Source organism: Faecalibacterium tardum, from assembly GCF_040096515.1.
GTDB classification, from domain to species: domain Bacteria; phylum Bacillota; class Clostridia; order Oscillospirales; family Ruminococcaceae; genus Faecalibacterium; species Faecalibacterium tardum.
In genome coordinates this window covers 64,191-81,049 of record NZ_JBBMEO010000003.1, presented here as the reverse complement: position 1 = coordinate 81,049, position 16,859 = coordinate 64,191, and the positions used below count along the sequence as shown (strand labels likewise).

Sequence of the window (16,859 nt, the reverse complement as noted above, 5' to 3'; positions counted from 1 at the left end):
GCCAAAAGACACAGTTTATACACAGATACTTCATTAGTATACCGAGAATCTGTGATAAAGTAAAGAGGAAAAATACTATCTTGCCGGAATTTTGAAGATTTTCACCTTTTCTTTTCATTCCCGGGGGAGTATAATACCAGTATGATCGATTTCACAGGAGGATATCATGCCGAAATATTATGGCTGTCCCTGTGAGGGCTGCGGCAAGCCGCTGACCCTTCAGGACGACATCGTGGTCTGCCCGGACTGCGGTGCACCCTATCACCGCACCTGTTATGAGAAGATGGGTCTGTGCATCCATGCCCCTGCCCATGGCGCAGGCTACGAGTGGAAGTTCCCTTATCAGGATGCACAGCTGCGCACCTGCCCCGCCTGTGGGGAGCGCACCCTGCGCAGCGAAAGCGTCTGCCGCTGCTGCGGCGCTGCCCTGCCCCCGGAGAGTGCAGAACAGCCCAACGACCGCGCTGCCGCCAGCGCCGAGCAGAACCGGGATTTCGATTACAGCGGGATGTACCGGGATGAAATGTACCGGAACTTTACGGAAAAGGTCGTTGACCCGGTGCACCGCAACGTGCGCGCCGCTTTTGGCAAGGATGAACTGATCGACGGCGTACCCTATCAGGACTGGGTGGATTTTATCGGCACAGCCGCGCCGGTCTACCTGAACGATTACAGCCAGATGCAGCTGCGCCACTCCAAGATCTCCTTGAGCTTTTCGGCGCTGCTGTTCGGTCCCTTCTACTTTTTCTATCGCAAGGCGTGGAAACCGGCCTTCGGCTTTCTGGCCGCAGAGCTGCTGCTGTTCGTCCCTACTCTAATCAGTATGATGCAGACCACCGGCAGCCCGCTGACTGCCGGCATCAGTGCTTCCGCACTGGTGGCGCTGAGCCGCATCATGTCCCTTCTCAGCTTTGCACTGATGCTGGTACGGGGACTATATGGCAAGTGGCTCTACCGCCGCAGCGCAGCTGCACGCATCCGCCGCATCCGTGCCGAGTTTCCGGACCCGGAGCAGCGCCGCGCCGTGCTGAACGCACAGGGCGGCGTCAGCATTGCAGCCTGCATCGGGGCGTTCATTCTGCTGATGATCGTAGGCAGCCTTTGTTCCATGCTGCTGGGGCCGGACCTGAATGCATTGGTAGGCACCTTTATTTGATATGTTTCACGCAGGATGGGGATCCTGCTGAAAAGCGCGGTTCGCCGTGCATAAAATGAGAACATGGGAGAATCATTATGAAAAAAGTCACCAAAGCCGTTATTCCGGCTGCGGGTCTTGGCACCCGCGTACTGCCCGCTACCAAGGCAATGCCCAAAGGTATGCTGCCCCTCGTGGACAAGCCCGCCATCCAGTATCTGGTGGAGGAGGCCGTTCGCTCCGGCATTACCGATATCCTGATCATTCTGGGCCGCAACCAGAGCATTATCGAGGATCACTTTGACCGCAGCCCCGAGTTGGAAGAAAAGCTGGCAAAGCCCGGCAAGGAAAAGATGCTGGAGGAGTGCTTGGGCATTGCCAATCTGGCCAATATCCTGTTCGTGCGCCAGAAGGAGACGCTGGGTCTGGGCCATGCAGTCAACACCGCCAAGGCCTTTACCGGCGATGATCCTTTTGTGGTCATCTACGGCGACGATGTGATCTGGGGCGAGGATCCGGTCTGTGCCCAGCTGATCCGCGCCTACGAGGAGTTTGGCCGTCCGGTCGCCGGTGTATCCGCTGTGCCTTGGGAGGATGTGAGCCGCTACTGCAGCTTAAAGACCACTCCCATCCACGACAACTACTTCTTTGTGGATGATATGATCGAGAAGCCCAAGAAGGGGCAGGAGTTCAGCAACTATTCCATTCTGGGCCGTGTGTTGCTGACCCCGGAGATCTACGAGATCCTTGCCCACACCAAGCCCGGTGCCGGCGGCGAGATCCAGCTGACCGATGCCATGGCAGAGTACGCCCGCACCCGCGGCGGCATGACTGCTGTGGAGTTTACCGGCAAGCACTACGATATGGGTAACAAGCTCAAGGTCGTGGAGGCTCAGGTGGAGCTGGCATTGCAGCACCCTGAGATCGGCGAGGAGTTCCGCGCCTACCTGAAGGAGTTCTGCAAAACGCTGTAAAGATGCTGTATAAACAATAAAAACGGGGCTGTTGCACGAAACAATGTGCAGCAGCCCCGTTTTTGCCTATATTCAGATGAAAAAAAGGGGTTCCGAAATGCCCGCAGGCGTTTCTGAACCCCAAATACAAACCTGATTTATTTTGCCTGACTGGGATGCGGCACGGGCGGGCGCTTGGTGAACATGGCCTTGAGTGCCAGCGGGGTAGCCACGCTGGACACCACGATCAGCAGGATCACGGCGGTAAAGTAGACCGGATCTACTACGCCGATGGCCAAGCCCTTTTGTGCCACGATCAGTGCCACCTCGCCGCGGGTCATCATACCGACGCCGACCTTCAGGGAATCGTCCCAGTTGAAGCGGCAGATCTTTGCAGCCAAACCGCAGCCGATAATCTTGGTGATCAGTGCCACCACCACGAAGCAGACGCAGAACAGTAAAATCTCCGGGGTCAGGCCGCTGATATCGGTCTTGAGGCCGATGGAGGCAAAGAAGATCGGCGCAAAGATAACATAGTTGCTGATATCCACCCGGCGCTCCACATAGGGTGCGTCATCCATGGTGCACAGCACGATGCCTGCAATGTAAGCACCGGTGATATCGGCGATGCCGAAGTATTCCTCAGCAATGTAGGCCATGGCAAAGCAGAACGCCATACTTACAATAGTGATACGCTGGGTGTGGGGGTTGCGCTGATCCAGCCACTTCATGGCGTAGTGCACCACAAGGCCAACGCCCAATGCGGTGGCAAAGAACAGCAGGGTGTTGAACAGCACCTTGCCCAGACCCGTACCGGTGCCGCTGCTGGCGCCCAGCACACAGGTAAGCACCACGATGCCGATGACGTCATCAATGACAGCGGCGCTGACGATGGTAGTGCCCAGAAAACTCTTCAGGTGCCCAAGCTCCTGCAAGGTAGCCACCGTGATGGACACGCTGGTAGCGGTCATAATGGTGCCGATGAACAGTGCTCGGTAGAACTCCGGGCTGCCAACTGCGGCAAAACCGTAGAACGCACCATATAATAAGGTGCCGCCCACCAGAGGCACAGCCACGCCAACGGTAGCAATCAGGGTGGCGATGGGGCCTGCCTTGATCAGCTCTTTCAGGTTGGTGCCGAGGCCGGTGGTGAACATGAGCATCACAACGCCGATCTCTGCAAAGACGGAGATGGAATCGCTGATCTGCACCAGATTCAGCACGCAGGGGCCGATCAGCAGACCGGCGATGATCTCACCCACCACCTGCGGAGCCTTGCACTTGCGCGCCACCAGTCCGAAGAATTTCGCGCTTAAGATGATGATTGCCAGATCTCGAAACAACGAATACATGGATTATCCTCCTTTAATTTTTCCCGCTTCCCTGCCACTGCCGGAGCCCCGGCCCTGCCATACTGCTGGGAAATCTTCTACATTATAGTCCTTTTCACCAAAAAATGCAAAACATTTTTTATCGTTCTTTTTGTCAAAAAAGCTTGACAGGAGCAGAGAAGCTTGCTATAATAAATTGCTGTCTGAACAGACACACCACACAGGCCGCGATACCGCAGCCTGTGTACCCTTGGCCTTGCAGATCCGCAGGGCCCTCAAGTCCAAAAGGAGGTGCTACAAAAATGGCAAAGTACGAAACCATGCTGATTACCAGCGCCGCTCTCGATGAGGAGGCTTCCGCCGCTCTGGTGGGTAAGTTCAAGTCCCTGATTGAGGCTAACGGTACGATCGATTCTATCGACGAGTGGGGCAAGCGCCGTCTGGCCTACCCCATCAACGACGAGGAAGAGGGCGTCTACACCGTGATCAACTTCACCAGCGAGCCCAGCTTCCCCGCTGAGCTGGACCGTGTGTACAAGATCACTGAAGGCGTTATGCGCAGCCTGATCATTGCTCACGAGGAGTAATTCTTCTGTGACAGAAAGGGAAACCGTACTATGTTGAATGTTGTTGCTATCATGGGTCGCCTTGCGCGTGACCCTGAAATGCGTCAGACCACTACCGGCAAGAACGTTGCTTCGTTCCGCATTGCCTGCGACCGCGGGCGCCGCGATGCCAATGGGCAGAGCGTGGCGGACTGGATCGATGTGGTTGCATGGGATCGGCAGGCCGAGTTTGTCTGCCGCTATTTCCAGAAAGGTTCCCTGATCGTTGTGGACGGCCGTTTGCAGTCCCGTCAGTATCAGGATAAGACCGGCGCAAACCGCACTGCCGTTGAGGTGGTTGCCAGCAACATCAACTTTGCAGGCCCCAAGAGCAGCAATGCAGGTGACGGAAACGGCTATCAGAATGCCGCTCCGTCCTACCAGAACGCAGCGCCTGCCCGCCCGGCTGCTGTGGAGGCAGCTCCCAGCTACTCTGCCGGTAATGCAGACGACTTCGCCGTCATTGATGACAGCGACGACCTGCCGTTCTGACACGAAACGGTCCATCCGTTAAAAATCCAATAGGAGGTAATAAGCAATGGCTTTTGAAAGAACCGAAGGCTCTCGCCCCGCACGCCCCATGCGTCGCGGCCGCAAGAAGGTTTGCAGCTTCTGTGTCGATCGCATCGACACCATCGATTACAAGGACGTGCCCCGTCTGCGTAAGTACGTCTCTGAGCGTGCTAAGATCATTCCCCGCCGTGTGACCGGCACCTGCGCTTACCATCAGCGCGCACTGACCATCGCCATCAAGCGTGCTCGTCACGTTGCTCTGATGCCCTACGTCAGCGACTAATTTTAAAAAACCAACCCGATCAAAATAATCAGCAATCAGCAAAGCGCTCTCACCGATGACAAGGTGAGAGCGCTTTTTTGCTTGCGTTAGATATACTGTTCACACCACTGTTTTGCCTTCTCCCCCACCTGCCGGGCTGTCAGCCCATCGGTAGAAAGAAACGTTACGTTTTTCTTTTCCCGGAACCATTCCCGTTTCAGCGGCAGAAGACGGTTCAGATAATACGCAAAGAATTCCCGGGAACGGGTGGTATCTCCCGCTTTACGGGCACGCAGGACGGATTCGGAAGCGTCCAGAAACAGAATATGCTCCGGCATACAAGCCTGCACTGCTGCAAGCTCCGGTGCTAAGGCTTGCCGAATTGCTTCGATCTCCCACTCCAGCCCCCTGCTTTTGGGGTAGTTCAAGGTGTAGAACTCAATCTCCTCCGCGCCGAAATCCATCACAGCGTGGGGGTATTTTTTTGCTTTCTGCCCGCGGCGCAGCTCATTGCGCAAAAAAAGCCGTTGGATCTCCAGATAGTCCGCATAACAGTTCTTATTCAGCCCACGCCGCTTTATCTCTGCAAGGACGGCAGCGTTGTCCTCAAAGCAGACCTGTACCTGCTGGCAGTGCTGTTCCAGATAGCGGGCCACCGTGGTCTTTCCCACTGCCATGCAGCCCTGCAAGGATAAGATCATAACATTTCACCCCTCTCTTTTTCACATAGTATAGCACATTCAGCTGCGTACCGGAAAGCGTTTTCCTCGCAAAAAGTTACAAACCGGTACGATTGTCCCGGGTGTTTCTGACTTGTACCGGGAATTATCGGTATTTTCAGTTTTGCTGCTTTGTCCGCAAATCAAACTGCACAAATGCGAGGGGCAGCATTGCACACCTTGTACAAAGTTGAATTAACCTTATTGATTTTTTATACAGAATGTGCCATACTAATGTCACTGGGAACGTTCCCGACAACGTTCCCGAAACACTTTCAGAAAGCGAGGCTCGCCGACATGGCAAATCTGACCATCAAGGATATTGCACGGATCAGCGGCTGCTCCGTCAGCACCATCTCCCGTGTGATTAACGACAGGCCGGATGTTCGCCCGGAGACCAAGGAGCACGTTCTGAAAGTGATGCGGGAGGCCGGGTTCGTGCCCAACACCAACGCCCGACAGCTGAAGATCCAGCAGTCCCGCAGTCTGGTGTTCGTAGTTAAAGGCACCCGGAACATCTTCTTTTCCGATTTTCTGGTGCAGCTCCAGCGCGCCGCCACCCTGTACGGGTACAACGGCATCGTCTCTTATCTGGACGAGAACGCCAACGAGATCGACGCCGCCGAAAAGATCCTACGGGAGATCAAACCCAAAGGCATCATCTTTCTGGGCGGCAGCGTGGCCAACTTCCAACGGGGCTTTGACAGCATCAATGTCCCCTCCGTGCTCACCACGCTGGTCACGGACGAGCTGGACTTTCCCAACCTTTCCATGGTGGGTGTGGATGATCGGGCAGCGGCCTATACCGCTGTGGACTATCTCATCCGGCAGGGACACCGCAAGATCGCTGTTCTGGGCGGTCCGGTGACCAGCTACCCCAGTGTGATGCGCCGCAAGGGCGCACAGGAGGCCATGGAGGATGCGGGCATCCTGTTCAACGACAAGCTGTACGGTCTGTCCAACTACGATTTCGAGTCCGCCTACCACGCCATGAACAGCCTGCTGGCCCGTCGGGCAGATTTCACCGCCTTATTTGCCATGAGCGACGTTATCGCCTTTGGTGCTATCCGGGCGCTGGTGAGCGCCGGGTTCCGAGTGCCGGAAGATGTTTCGGTGATCGGCTTTGACGGCATCACGATGTCCCGCTACTGCGTGCCGGTGATGACCACCATTGTTCAGCCCAGCGAGCAGATCGCGCTGCAAAGCATCGAGCTGCTGGTACGGCAGATCGAGCATGGCTCCCCTGCCCAGACCGTGACCTTGCAGCCGGAATTGCAGCAGGGCGAAAGCGTAAGGGCAATTTAAATTTTGTATTCCCTCCGTCGAAGGACGGAGAGTATATAGTTGATCTGTAATTTTAATAAGAAGGAGAACTTATTATGAAAAAGATGATCACTCGTCGTAACTTCCTGAAGGCCGCTGGCGTTTCTGCCGCTGCTCTGGGTCTGGCTGCCTGCGGCGGCTCTTCCAGCAGCACCGCTTCCTCTGCTGCCAGTTCTACCGCTGCTTCCAGCACCGCTGCAAAGGCAGACGGCAAGGTCTACTATCTGAACTTCAAGCCCGAGCAGGATCAGGATTGGCAGGATCTGGCCGCTGAGTACACCAAGGAGACCGGCGTGCCTGTGACCGTTGTCACCGCCGCTTCCGGCCAGTATGAGACCACCCTGATGAGCGAGATGGAGAAGAGCGAGGCTCCCACCCTGTTCCAGGTGAACGGCCCTGTTGGTCTGGCAAACTGGAAGGATTACTGCTACGATCTGTCCGGCAGCCAGCTGTACGGCGAGCTGACCAGCGACTCCTTTGCACTGAAGGACGGCGACGCTGTTACCAGCATTGCATACGTCATTGAGACCTACGGCATCATCTACAACAAGGAACTGCTGACCGCTGCCGGTTACAAGCAGGAGGACATCAAGGGCTTTGCCGACCTGAAGAAGGTCGCTGATGACATTCAGGCCCGTAAGGCTGAGCTGGGCGTGGACGGTGCTTTCACCTCCGCCGGCATGGATGGTTCTTCTGACTGGCGTTTCAAGACCCATCTGGCAAACCTGCCCATCTACTACGAGTACAAGGCAGACGGCATTGGCTCCACCGACGCCATCAAGGGCACCTATCTGGACAACTACAAGCAGATCTGGGATCTGTACATCACCGATTCCACCTGCGATCCCAAGCTGCTGGCTTCCAAGACCGGCAACGACGCTGTGGCTGAGTTTGTGGGCAAGAAGGCTGTGTTCTACCAGAACGGCACTTGGGCTTACAATGATGTGAAGGATCTGGGCGACGACAATCTGGGTATGCTGCCCATTTACATCGGCGTGGACGGCGAGGAAAATCAGGGTCTGTGCACCGGTTCTGAGAACTTCTGGTGTGTCAACAACACCTCTTCCGAGGCCGACATTCAGGCTACTCTGGACTTCCTGTACTGGTGCGTCACCTCTGAGGCCGGCACCAGCGCGATGGCTGACAAGATGGGCTTCGTTATCCCCTTCAAGAAGGCTAAGGACTCCACCAACCCCCTGATCACCATTGCAAACCAGTATGTGGCCGACGGCAAGACCAGTGTTGACTGGTGCTTCTCCACCATGCCTTCCGAGGAGTGGAAGAACGGCGTGGGCAGCGCTCTGACTGCATACGCAGCAGGCACCGGCAAGTGGGACGACGTTGTCACCGCATTTGTGGATGGCTGGGCCAAGGAGTACAAGCTGGCCAACGGCTAAGCCTTTGACCGGAGATCTCCCTAGGAATTAAAAAGGGAGGCGGGCGAAAAGTTCGCCCGCCTCCTTTCCTTTTTATCAGACAGCTCCCTCAGGAGGTATATCATGCAAAAAGCCATTAGTAAATACTGGCCGATATTTGTGCTTCCTACTCTGGTCGCCTTTATCATCGGCTTCATCTGGCCCTTTATCTGGGGCGTTTACCTGTCCTTCCAGCGGTTCACTACCGTTTCCAAGACCACCTTTGTGGGCATCCAGAACTACCTCTCGGTATTTCAGGATTCCACCTTTCTGCACGCCTTTGGCTTTACGGCGGCGTTTACCGTGGTAAGCACTGTACTTATCAATGTGTGTGCTTTTGCCATTGCACTGGTGCTGACCCGCGGCATCAAGGGCACCAACATCTTCCGTACCGTGTTCTTTATGCCCAACCTGATCGGCGGCATCCTGCTGGGCTACATCTGGCAGATCCTGCTCAACGGTGTGCTGGCGAACCTGCAGAAGCCCCTGCTTGCTTTGGATGCCAAGGCCGGTTTTGTCGGTCTGGTCATCCTGATGTGCTGGCAGCAGATCGGCTACATGATGATCATCTATGTGGCTGGTCTGCAAAGCGTGCCCGGCGACCTGATTGAGGCCGCTAAGATCGACGGTGCCAACGACCGCGAGATCCTGTTCAAGATCAAGATTCCCATGGTCATGCCCAGCGTGACCATCTGCACCTTCCTGACCCTGACCAACAGCTTCAAGCTGTTCGACCAGAACGTTGCCCTGACCGCAGGCGAGCCTGCCAACGCCAGCGAAATGCTTGCGCTGAACATCTACAACACCTTCTACGGCCGCTCCGGTGCGCAGTGGAAGGGCATTGGTCAGGCAAAGGCCGTAGTGTTCTTCCTGATCGTGGTGGTCATCTCGCTGATCCAGCTCCACTTTACCCGCTCTAAGGAGGTGCAGCAGTAATGTCGAAACAGAAAAGAACCTGGGATGTCATCCTTATTGTTGTAATGGTGCTTCTCTGCCTGCTGTGGATCTACCCCATCGTGCTGATCCTGCTGAACAGCTTGAAAACCGAGGGTAGCTTTACCACCTCTACGGTGTTCCGTCTGCCCACCGCCGAAACCTTTGCCGGTCTGCGCAACTACGTTTACGGCGTGACCAAGATGGACTTCCTCTCCAGCATGGGCTACAGCCTTCTGATCACCATCACCAGTGTGGTGCTGATCCTGCTGTGCTGCTCCATGACCGGTTGGTATCTGACCCGCGTGAACAACAAGCTGAGCAAGTTCATGAACTTGCTGATCGTGTTTTCCATGGTCGTCCCCTTCCAGATGGTCATGTTCACCCTGTCCAAGACCGCTGACCGGCTGAAGCTGAACAACCCTTGGAACATCTGCATCATCTATCTGGGCTTCGGCGCTGGTCTGGCCGTGTTCATGTTTACCGGCTTTATGAAGAGTGTGCCCATGGAGATTGAGGAAGCCGCCATGATCGACGGCTGCAACCCCATCCAGATCTTCTTCAAGGTCGTGTTCCCCATCCTGAAGCCTACCATGATCTCCACCGCTATTCTGGAGACCATGTGGGTATGGAACGACTATCTGCTGCCCACGCTGGTGCTGGATATCAAGAAGTACCGCACCATCCCCATGGCGATTCAGTATTTCCGCGGCGGCTACGGCCGTGTGGAGCTGGCTCCCATGATGGCCTGCATCATCATTGCGATCATCCCCATCATTATCCTCTACATGACCTGCCAGAAGTACATCATCGAGGGTGTCGTGGCCGGTGCTGTAAAGGGCTAAGGAGGTGCACGGTATGCGTGCAAGCGGCATTTTGATGCCGGTGTTCAGTCTGCCGGGGCCTTTTGGCATCGGTACGCTGGGCAGTGAAGCGACCGCATTCGTTGATTTTCTGGCCGAGGCAAAGCAGACCTATTGGCAGATTTTGCCCATCGGCCCTACCGGCTATGGCGACAGCCCCTACCAGAGCTTTTCCGCCTTTGCCGGAAACCCCTACTTTATTGATTTTCGTCTGCTGGCGGCAGATGGCTATCTGACCGCCGAAGAGATCCCCGCCGCGCAGCCGGTGAGCACCGTTGACTACGGTGCGCTGTACAACCAGCGCCCGGTGCTGCTGAAAAAGGCCGCCGACCGGCTGCTGGCTGCCCCCTCCCCTGCTTACGAAGCCTTCTGCACAGCACAGAGCTTCTGGCTGGAGGACTACGCCCTGTTCATGGCCGTAAAGGCAGAGCAGGGGCAGGCAGGCCTTGCCGACTGGCCGGACGCCCTGCGCTGCCGGGAGCCGGAGGTCATTGCCGCCGCAAAAGCACGGCTGGCTGACCAGATCTGCTACCACAAGGCAGTGCAATTCTTCTTCTATACCCAGTGGAACGCACTGAAAGCCTATGCCAACCGCAAGGGTGTCCTGTTGGTGGGTGATATCCCCATCTACGTCAGCCCGGATTCCAGCGACCTGTGGACTCACCCGGAGTTGTTCCAGACCGATGGACAGATGCACCTGACCCATGTAGCCGGCTGTCCGCCGGATGCCTTTGCGGCAGACGGCCAGCTGTGGGGCAACCCGCTGTACGACTGGCCTGCCCACAAGGCCACTGGCTTTGACTGGTGGAAGCAGCGCATGAAGCACGCCACCTCCATCTATGATGTGGTGCGCATCGACCACTTCCGGGGCTTTGAGAGCTACTATTCCATCCCTGCCGGAAGCACCACGGCTGCGGGCGGTCACTGGGAAAAAGGCCCCGACCGGGACTTTATCCACGCCATGCAGCAGGCGCTGGGCAGTGGCAATATCATCGCCGAAGATCTGGGCTACTTGACCCCGGAGGTGAAGGCGATGCTGGCCGAGAGCGGTTACCCGGGCATGAAGATCATGCAGTTCGCCTTCGACAGCCGGGAGTCGGGCAACTACCTGCCCCACACCTACCCCCGCAACAGCGTGGTGTACACCGGCACCCACGACAACGTGACCACTGAGGGCTGGCGCAACAACGCCAGCGCCGAGGATGTGGCATACGCCTGCCGGTATCTGCGCTGCACACCGGAGACCCTGACCGAAGGCATGATCTGCGCATGCCTTGCCAGTGTTTCGGATACCGCCATCATCCCGCTGGCAGACTGGCTGCATCTGGGCAGCGAGGCCCGCATCAACACCCCCAGCACACAGGGCGCAAACTGGCACTGGCGGCTGGCGCAGCCCCTACCCGCAACATTGGCCGGGCATATCGCCGAGCTGACCACGCTGTATGAGCGTGTGCCGGAAAGGCTTTAAATGCCCGTTTCCCTTTCGTCTGACAACCTGTAAAATACACAAGGCATCTGCTTTGCCCGCTGCTGCGTCCTGCGCAGCACAGCGGGTACGGGCAGATGCCTTTGTTGTCCTCTTTTTCAGCACGTTTTTGCTACAACATTTTTTCGCCGTAAAAAAAGCAGGCGCTTTGCGTGTTTACAGCGTATTCAGGTCAGTTTTTCAGCATTCCGTCACAATATATTCACAAATGTATCATGGTTTTCAAACCCGCGCTCTCTTGTCATTTTTGTGCAGATATGCTACAATTCAGTTACTAGATGAACTGCCCCTTGGGGAGTTCTGTGTACGAAAGGAGTTTTCCATCATGGATCATACATATCAGCGCCCGCTGCAGCTGCCTGCCGGCTACTCTGTGCTCTCTGCCGAGGAGATGACCTACACCGAGGGCGGTGCCTTTTCCATCAACATCACCCCGCAGCAGGTCATGGCCTTTGGCATCAATGTTACGGTAAATCTGCTGGGCTTGATGGGGCGCTATGCGTTCCAGGGCGCAGTCTCCGGTATGCAGAATGCCCTGAACGATGGTTTGAGCGTTGGTGATGCCATAGGGCACTACTGGGGCAAGCTGAACACATGGAGCAAGGTTGCCACGATCGGTATGGCTGGTCTGGGCGGTTATTATGCCTATTGTCAGGCACGCAGCATCTATCTCTCCATCAAAAATCTTGTGGACGCCTTTAAGAATACGTACAACGAAATTCAGGCCAAAAAGAAGGCAGAACAGGAGGCCGCCGAGCAGCAGAATTGTCTGCCTACTCTGGTAGCTCTGTGCTGATCTTTCATCGACCCGGAAAGGAGTGTTCTTATTTATGAAAAAGCTTCAGCTGCCCTCTTCCTACGCAGCCCTCTCCCCCGAGGAGCAGCGTGCTGCCTTTGGTGGCAGTGAATTCGGCGATGCCGTCGGCAGCTTTTTTGATAATCTGCACTTTGGTGATTTCTTCTGGGAAGGTGGGCTGATCTCGTTTTCCTTTACCTTTGTGCCTATGCTGCTTTTCCGCATGATCAAGGCAGGTGTGCAGACCGGGATCAAGCTCTCTCAGCAGATCGGCCGCCTGCTTGGCATCACCCGCGAGACTGCCGTCACTGCCGTCCAGTATCTGGATAATGTTCAGCAGAGAGGTGCCAAACCGGTCGAGAATTCTCTCCCCCAGCCTTTTTCGCTGCAACAGTAAGCCATAAAAATAAGCCGTGCATCCCGGAGCATTCCGGTCATGCACGGCTTTTTGTTTTGTTCAGATCACCCGGACTGCGCCCTGCTCCCGCAGGCGCAGCACATAGCAGCTGCCCTGCCCGAACACCCGCTCAATGGCTGTATGGTACCGCCCGAGCAGCCGCCCGGGCACATAGGCTTGGATGGTGCCTGCAAAGCCGCCGCCCTGCATCCTCCACGCGCCCTCGGTGCCTTCCAGAATGCTCTGGCTCAAGGCCAGCGCCACCGACAGCCCCTGATGCCGCACATCCGCTGTGCAGTACACGTTCTGGCACAGCGCAAAGGAAGCCTGTCCGCTCTGCTTCACCAGCCCCGCAAACACCGGAAACTGCTTTGCATAAAGCGCATCCCGCTGCGCCAGCGTGCGTGCGTTTTCCTCAAAATAATGGATCGCCCGCAGCACCGCACGGTCTCCGCAGCGGCTGCGCAAGGCAGGCAGTGCCGCCCAGAATGCCGTCTCCTGTACCTGCCCCAGCAGTGGCTTACCGAAGCAGGCGGCCACCTGCTCCATCTCCTGCCGGATGGCTGCAAACTCTCCGGTCAGCTCGCTGTGGCTGCCCCGGGTATCGGTGACGCAGAGGAACATTCCCTCCGGCAGCAGACCGTCTGCGTGGAGTTTTTCAATCTTTGGGGTGCGCGGATCGGCAAAATCTGCAAAGATAATACCGCCCACCGCACTGGTCAGCTGATCCAGCAGGCCGCTGGGCTTGCCGAAATAGGTATTTTCCGCATACTGGCAAATGCCGGCCAGCTCTGCCGGGGTCAGCCCGGTACTGTATTCCTCGTTCCAGATGGAGGCCATGCCCATCTCGAACGCCGCCGAACTGGACAGCCCGGAGCCGCGCAGCACATCGCTGGCGGTATAGGCATCAAAGCCGCCGATCTGCTTGCCCACTGCGCGGAATCCCTCGGCAATGCCGCGGATCAGACTGGCCGAGTGGGTGCTCTCCACTGCCTGCGGCTCTGCGGTAGCAAGATCAATGACATCCAGTTTGTTGAAGCCCCGGGACTTGACCCGCACATAGCCATCCGTGTTGCGGGCCGCCACCGCCACCAGATCCAGCGTGACCGCCGCCGCAAGGCCATAGCCGCCCTGATGATCCGTGTGGTTGCCGCCCAGCTCTGCCCGCCCCGGTGCAGAGTACACCTGCACCTGCCGCCCGGGGCCGAAATACAGCTCGAACTGTTCCAGCGCCGCCGCATAGCGCCCGCGCTGCCGTTGCAGCACCGCCGGGTCCGCCCCATAAAGTGCAGCAAGTGCGTCGTCCCAGCTGCCCTGCAGGATCTGTTTTCTGAGTTGTGCACTGGTGGCCATGACAGCTCCTCCCCTCCAGAATGAACGATTCTGCTCTTTTTGCTTATTGTAATGCATTTCGGGCTTTTTTTCAATTTATTTGACCCAAAAATCCAAATTTCGGCGTCAGTTGCAAAGAATAAGATGTACTTTTGTTGAATTTGCAGGGCGTTCTATGGTATACTGGGTGCAGAATGTGACAGGACGGAGGTAAAGCTGCCATGCCAGACGTTTATAAGCAATCCTTTAAGCAGAATTACACCAACAACATTGAATTGTCCATCTTCAACTGCGGCTTGGAGCGGTGCGCTCCGGGTCAGACATGGGGTCCCGGCATCCGCGACCACTACCTGATCCATCTGGTGGTATCCGGCAAGGGCATCTTTGAGGTGGGCGGCCGCACCTGGGAGGTGAGCGAGGGTGATCTTTTCTTCGCCCGCCCCAGCCAGCTGATCCGCTATACCGCCGACGAACAGCAGCCGTGGGAGTACAGCTGGGTGGGCTTTAACGGTGCCTGTGCCCACAAGCTTGCCGCGCAGCTGCCCTTTACAGACGATGCACCCGTGCACCACACCAGCGACCCGGACGGGATGCGGGCAGCCCTGAACAACATCTACTCTTCCCGTGGGCTGCAGCCGCAGGACGAGGCTGCCATGGTGGGGTATCTGTACCTGTTCATCGCCGCTTTGATGCGGGAGACCAGCGCAGGCAAACCCCACACGGCCTCCTCTTCCAGTCAGTATGTGCTGAACGCCATCAAGTACATCCAGTTCAACTACTCTCACGACATCTCCATTGACGACGTAGCCAAGAGCGTGGGGGTTTCCCGCAGCCACCTGTACCGGGTGTTCATGCTGAATGTGGGCAAGAGTCCCATCGACTACCTGACTGAGTACCGCATCAACGAAGCCTGCAAACTGTTGCGTGCCGGCAGCCTTTCCATTGCAGAGGTGGCGGTGTCAGTAGGCTTCTTTGACCAGTTCTACTTTTCGCGGGTGTTCAAGCGCGCCAAGGGCGTGCCGCCCAGCAAGTATTTTGCCGCCCAGCAGGACGCCGACCCGGCAAGCCCTGCCCAACTGTAACCTGAGCCAATCACACAAGGAGAAACCATGCCTTTACAGAAAAACCAGATCCTGACCCTGCGCATCGAGCGCCTTTCCAGCGACGGCAGCGGCGTTGCCCACAGTGCCGATGGCGAGGCCGTGTTCGTGCCCGGCACTGCCCCAGGGGACGAAGCCCGGGTGCGCATTGTAAAGGACTGCGGTCGGTATGCCTTTGGCATTCTGGACGAACTGCTCACCCCCTCGCCGGACCGCATTCCGGTGGACTGCCCGGTAGCAGGCCCCTGCGGCGGGTGCAGCCTGCGGCATCTGGACTACGCCGCAGAGCTGCGCGCCAAACAGGATAGCGTGCTGGACGCCTTCCGCCGCATCGGCGGGCTGGAGGTTCCGGTGCTGGATATCCTGCCCTCCCCGGAGGTGGACCGCTACCGCAACAAGGTGCAGTTCCCTGTGGGCGTGGACAAGAACGGTGCGCCTTGCATCGGCTTTTACGCCGGACGTACCCACCGCATCGTCCCCTGCCCGGACTGCAAACTGCAGCCCGGCGTGCTGAACGAGATCGGCAACGCACTGTGCGCCTTTTTTTCGCAGCAGGGCATCCGTCCCTACGACGAGCAGAGCGGCAAGGGGCTGGTACGGCACATCTTCCTGCGGCGCGGCGCGCACAGCGGGCAGATCATGGTGTGTCTGGTATGCACCCGGGCAAAGCTGCCCCACGCAGAGCAGCTTTGCACCGCGCTGCGGGAACAGTTCCCGGCCATCAGCACCATTCTGCTCAACGTCAACGCCAAAAATACCAACGTCATTCTGGGCGGCGAGAACCATATCCTGTACGGCCCGGGCTACATTGAGGACACTCTCTGCGGCGTACCGGTGCGTCTGGGGCCACTGTCCTTCTATCAGGTCAACACACTGGCCGCCGAGCGGCTGTACGGGGTTGCCGCGCAGTACGCGCAGCTGACCCCGGACGACGCACTGCTGGATCTCTACTGCGGCATGGGCACCATCGGCCTTTCCATGGCCGACCAATGCAGGGAGCTGATTGGTGTAGAGATCGTGCCGGAGGCCATCGAGAGCGCCAAGGCCAACGCTGCCCGCATGGGCAAGGCCGTAGCTGCCAAGAGCCGCTTTTTCTGCGCCGATGCCGGTCAGGCTGCCACCCAGCTCGCCGCCGAGGGCCTGCACCCGGACATCGTCATGCTGGACCCGCCCCGCAAGGGCTGCGATGAAGCCACTCTCTCTGCCGTGGTGCGCATGGCCCCCCGCCGGGTGGTGTATGTCAGCTGCAACCCCGCCACCGCCGCCCGAGACGCCGCATGGCTGGAGAAGAATGGGTACCATGCAGAAAAGGTGCAGCCGGTGGATCTGTTCCCGAGGACGAAGCATGTCGAAGCGGTTCTCCTTTTGACCAAAATCCATGTCGAGCGGCACATCGAAGTGGACGTTAACATGGAGGAGTTGGATGTGACTGCTGCGGAGAGCAAGGCGACTTACGATCAGATTCGGGATTATGTGTGGGAGCACTATCAACTCAAGGTTTCTAATCTCTATATTGCACAGGTGAAGCAGAAGTACGGCATCATCGAGCGGGAAAATTACCATAAAGCGAAAAATGAAAATGCGAAGCAGCCCAAGTGTCCGAAGGAAAAAGAGGATGCGATTGTGGAAGCATTGAAGCATTTTCAGATGATTTGATACGCAATCACCCCAGAGAGAATAGCCTCTTGCGCGTTCT

The 16,859-nt window shown here is 57.1% G+C and carries 17 protein-coding genes; 14 read left to right on the top strand and 3 right to left on the bottom strand.

The genetic code is table 11. The annotated features are described in order from the left end of the window. Positions 1 to 166 precede the first annotated feature (166 nt). Both WMO44_RS03825 and WMO44_RS03820 read left to right on the top strand, forming a co-directional pair. The gene (locus WMO44_RS03825; RefSeq protein WP_349151795.1) at positions 167 to 1,156 is read left to right on the top strand and encodes an RING finger protein; all 990 of its coding nucleotides are present in this window, start codon (positions 167 to 169) and stop codon (positions 1,154 to 1,156) included. Positions 1,157 to 1,233: 77 nt separating this feature from the next. Then, complete coding sequence (locus WMO44_RS03820) at positions 1,234 to 2,109, top strand: UTP--glucose-1-phosphate uridylyltransferase (RefSeq protein WP_055185157.1); 876 nt, start codon at positions 1,234 to 1,236, stop codon at positions 2,107 to 2,109. A 137-nt stretch (positions 2,110 to 2,246) separates the two neighbouring features. On the opposite strand, the gene WMO44_RS03815 is transcribed toward WMO44_RS03820, so the two are convergent. Beyond that, positions 2,247 to 3,440, bottom strand: coding sequence for a cation:proton antiporter (locus WMO44_RS03815; RefSeq protein ID WP_097779707.1), 1,194 nt, complete (start codon positions 3,438 to 3,440; stop codon positions 2,247 to 2,249). A gap of 281 nt (positions 3,441 to 3,721) precedes the next feature. Between WMO44_RS03815 and rpsF the strand changes: the two genes are divergently transcribed. The 3 genes from rpsF to rpsR are packed head-to-tail and all read left to right on the top strand — an operon-like array spanning position 3,722 to position 4,820. Continuing rightward, positions 3,722 to 4,006, top strand: coding sequence for a 30S ribosomal protein S6 (gene rpsF / locus WMO44_RS03810; protein ID WP_005923879.1), 285 nt, complete (start codon positions 3,722 to 3,724; stop codon positions 4,004 to 4,006). A 30-nt stretch (positions 4,007 to 4,036) separates the two neighbouring features. Then, positions 4,037 to 4,516 (top strand): single-stranded DNA-binding protein, encoded by a 480-nt coding sequence (locus tag WMO44_RS03805; protein WP_055185153.1) that lies wholly within the window; start codon positions 4,037 to 4,039, stop codon positions 4,514 to 4,516. A 46-nt stretch (positions 4,517 to 4,562) separates the two neighbouring features. After that, the gene (gene rpsR / locus WMO44_RS03800; protein WP_015538096.1) at positions 4,563 to 4,820 is read left to right on the top strand and encodes a 30S ribosomal protein S18; all 258 of its coding nucleotides are present in this window, start codon (positions 4,563 to 4,565) and stop codon (positions 4,818 to 4,820) included. 86 nt (positions 4,821 to 4,906) lie between these two features. Here rpsR and WMO44_RS03795 read toward each other — a convergent pair whose 3' ends face one another. Next, the gene (locus WMO44_RS03795) at positions 4,907 to 5,500 is read right to left on the bottom strand and encodes a hypothetical protein (protein ID WP_349151794.1); all 594 of its coding nucleotides are present in this window, start codon (positions 5,498 to 5,500) and stop codon (positions 4,907 to 4,909) included. A 315-nt stretch (positions 5,501 to 5,815) separates the two neighbouring features. Here WMO44_RS03795 and WMO44_RS03790 point away from each other — a divergent pair, with 315 nt between their 5' ends. From WMO44_RS03790 to WMO44_RS03760, 7 genes are all read left to right on the top strand, one after another. Next, complete coding sequence (locus WMO44_RS03790; protein WP_118657329.1) at positions 5,816 to 6,823, top strand: LacI family DNA-binding transcriptional regulator; 1,008 nt, start codon at positions 5,816 to 5,818, stop codon at positions 6,821 to 6,823. Between the two features lie 74 nt (positions 6,824 to 6,897). Beyond that, the gene (locus tag WMO44_RS03785; protein ID WP_055185147.1) at positions 6,898 to 8,238 is read left to right on the top strand and encodes an ABC transporter substrate-binding protein; all 1,341 of its coding nucleotides are present in this window, start codon (positions 6,898 to 6,900) and stop codon (positions 8,236 to 8,238) included. 102 nt (positions 8,239 to 8,340) lie between these two features. After that, a complete protein-coding gene (locus tag WMO44_RS03780) occupies positions 8,341 to 9,192 on the top strand; it encodes a carbohydrate ABC transporter permease (RefSeq protein ID WP_055185145.1) in 852 nt (283 codons plus the stop codon). Next, positions 9,192 to 10,034, top strand: coding sequence for a carbohydrate ABC transporter permease (locus WMO44_RS03775; RefSeq protein ID WP_349151793.1), 843 nt, complete (start codon positions 9,192 to 9,194; stop codon positions 10,032 to 10,034). Before WMO44_RS03780 ends, WMO44_RS03775 begins: the two co-directional genes overlap by 1 nt. Positions 10,035 to 10,047: 13 nt before the next feature. Then, on the top strand, positions 10,048 to 11,520 hold the full coding sequence (gene malQ, locus WMO44_RS03770) for a 4-alpha-glucanotransferase (RefSeq protein WP_055185141.1): 1,473 nt from the start codon (positions 10,048 to 10,050) through the stop codon (positions 11,518 to 11,520). Positions 11,521 to 11,863: 343 nt separating this feature from the next. Then, the gene (locus WMO44_RS03765) at positions 11,864 to 12,334 is read left to right on the top strand and encodes a hypothetical protein (protein ID WP_242852897.1); all 471 of its coding nucleotides are present in this window, start codon (positions 11,864 to 11,866) and stop codon (positions 12,332 to 12,334) included. 34 nt (positions 12,335 to 12,368) lie between these two features. Then, complete coding sequence (locus tag WMO44_RS03760) at positions 12,369 to 12,731, top strand: hypothetical protein (RefSeq protein ID WP_055185137.1); 363 nt, start codon at positions 12,369 to 12,371, stop codon at positions 12,729 to 12,731. A gap of 60 nt (positions 12,732 to 12,791) precedes the next feature. Here WMO44_RS03760 and WMO44_RS03755 read toward each other — a convergent pair whose 3' ends face one another. Continuing rightward, positions 12,792 to 14,084 carry a galactokinase gene (locus WMO44_RS03755; RefSeq protein WP_349151792.1) on the bottom strand — a complete coding sequence of 431 codons (1,293 nt, stop codon included), beginning with the start codon at positions 14,082 to 14,084 and terminating at the stop codon, positions 12,792 to 12,794. Positions 14,085 to 14,284: 200 nt separating this feature from the next. On the opposite strand from WMO44_RS03755, the gene WMO44_RS03750 reads away from it, so the two are divergent. Both WMO44_RS03750 and rlmD read left to right on the top strand, forming a co-directional pair. Further along, positions 14,285 to 15,145 carry an AraC family transcriptional regulator gene (locus WMO44_RS03750; protein ID WP_055185134.1) on the top strand — a complete coding sequence of 287 codons (861 nt, stop codon included), beginning with the start codon at positions 14,285 to 14,287 and terminating at the stop codon, positions 15,143 to 15,145. 27 nt (positions 15,146 to 15,172) lie between these two features. Continuing rightward, positions 15,173 to 16,819, top strand: coding sequence for a 23S rRNA (uracil(1939)-C(5))-methyltransferase RlmD (rlmD, locus tag WMO44_RS03745; RefSeq protein WP_349151791.1), 1,647 nt, complete (start codon positions 15,173 to 15,175; stop codon positions 16,817 to 16,819). Positions 16,820 to 16,859: the final 40 nt, after the last annotated feature.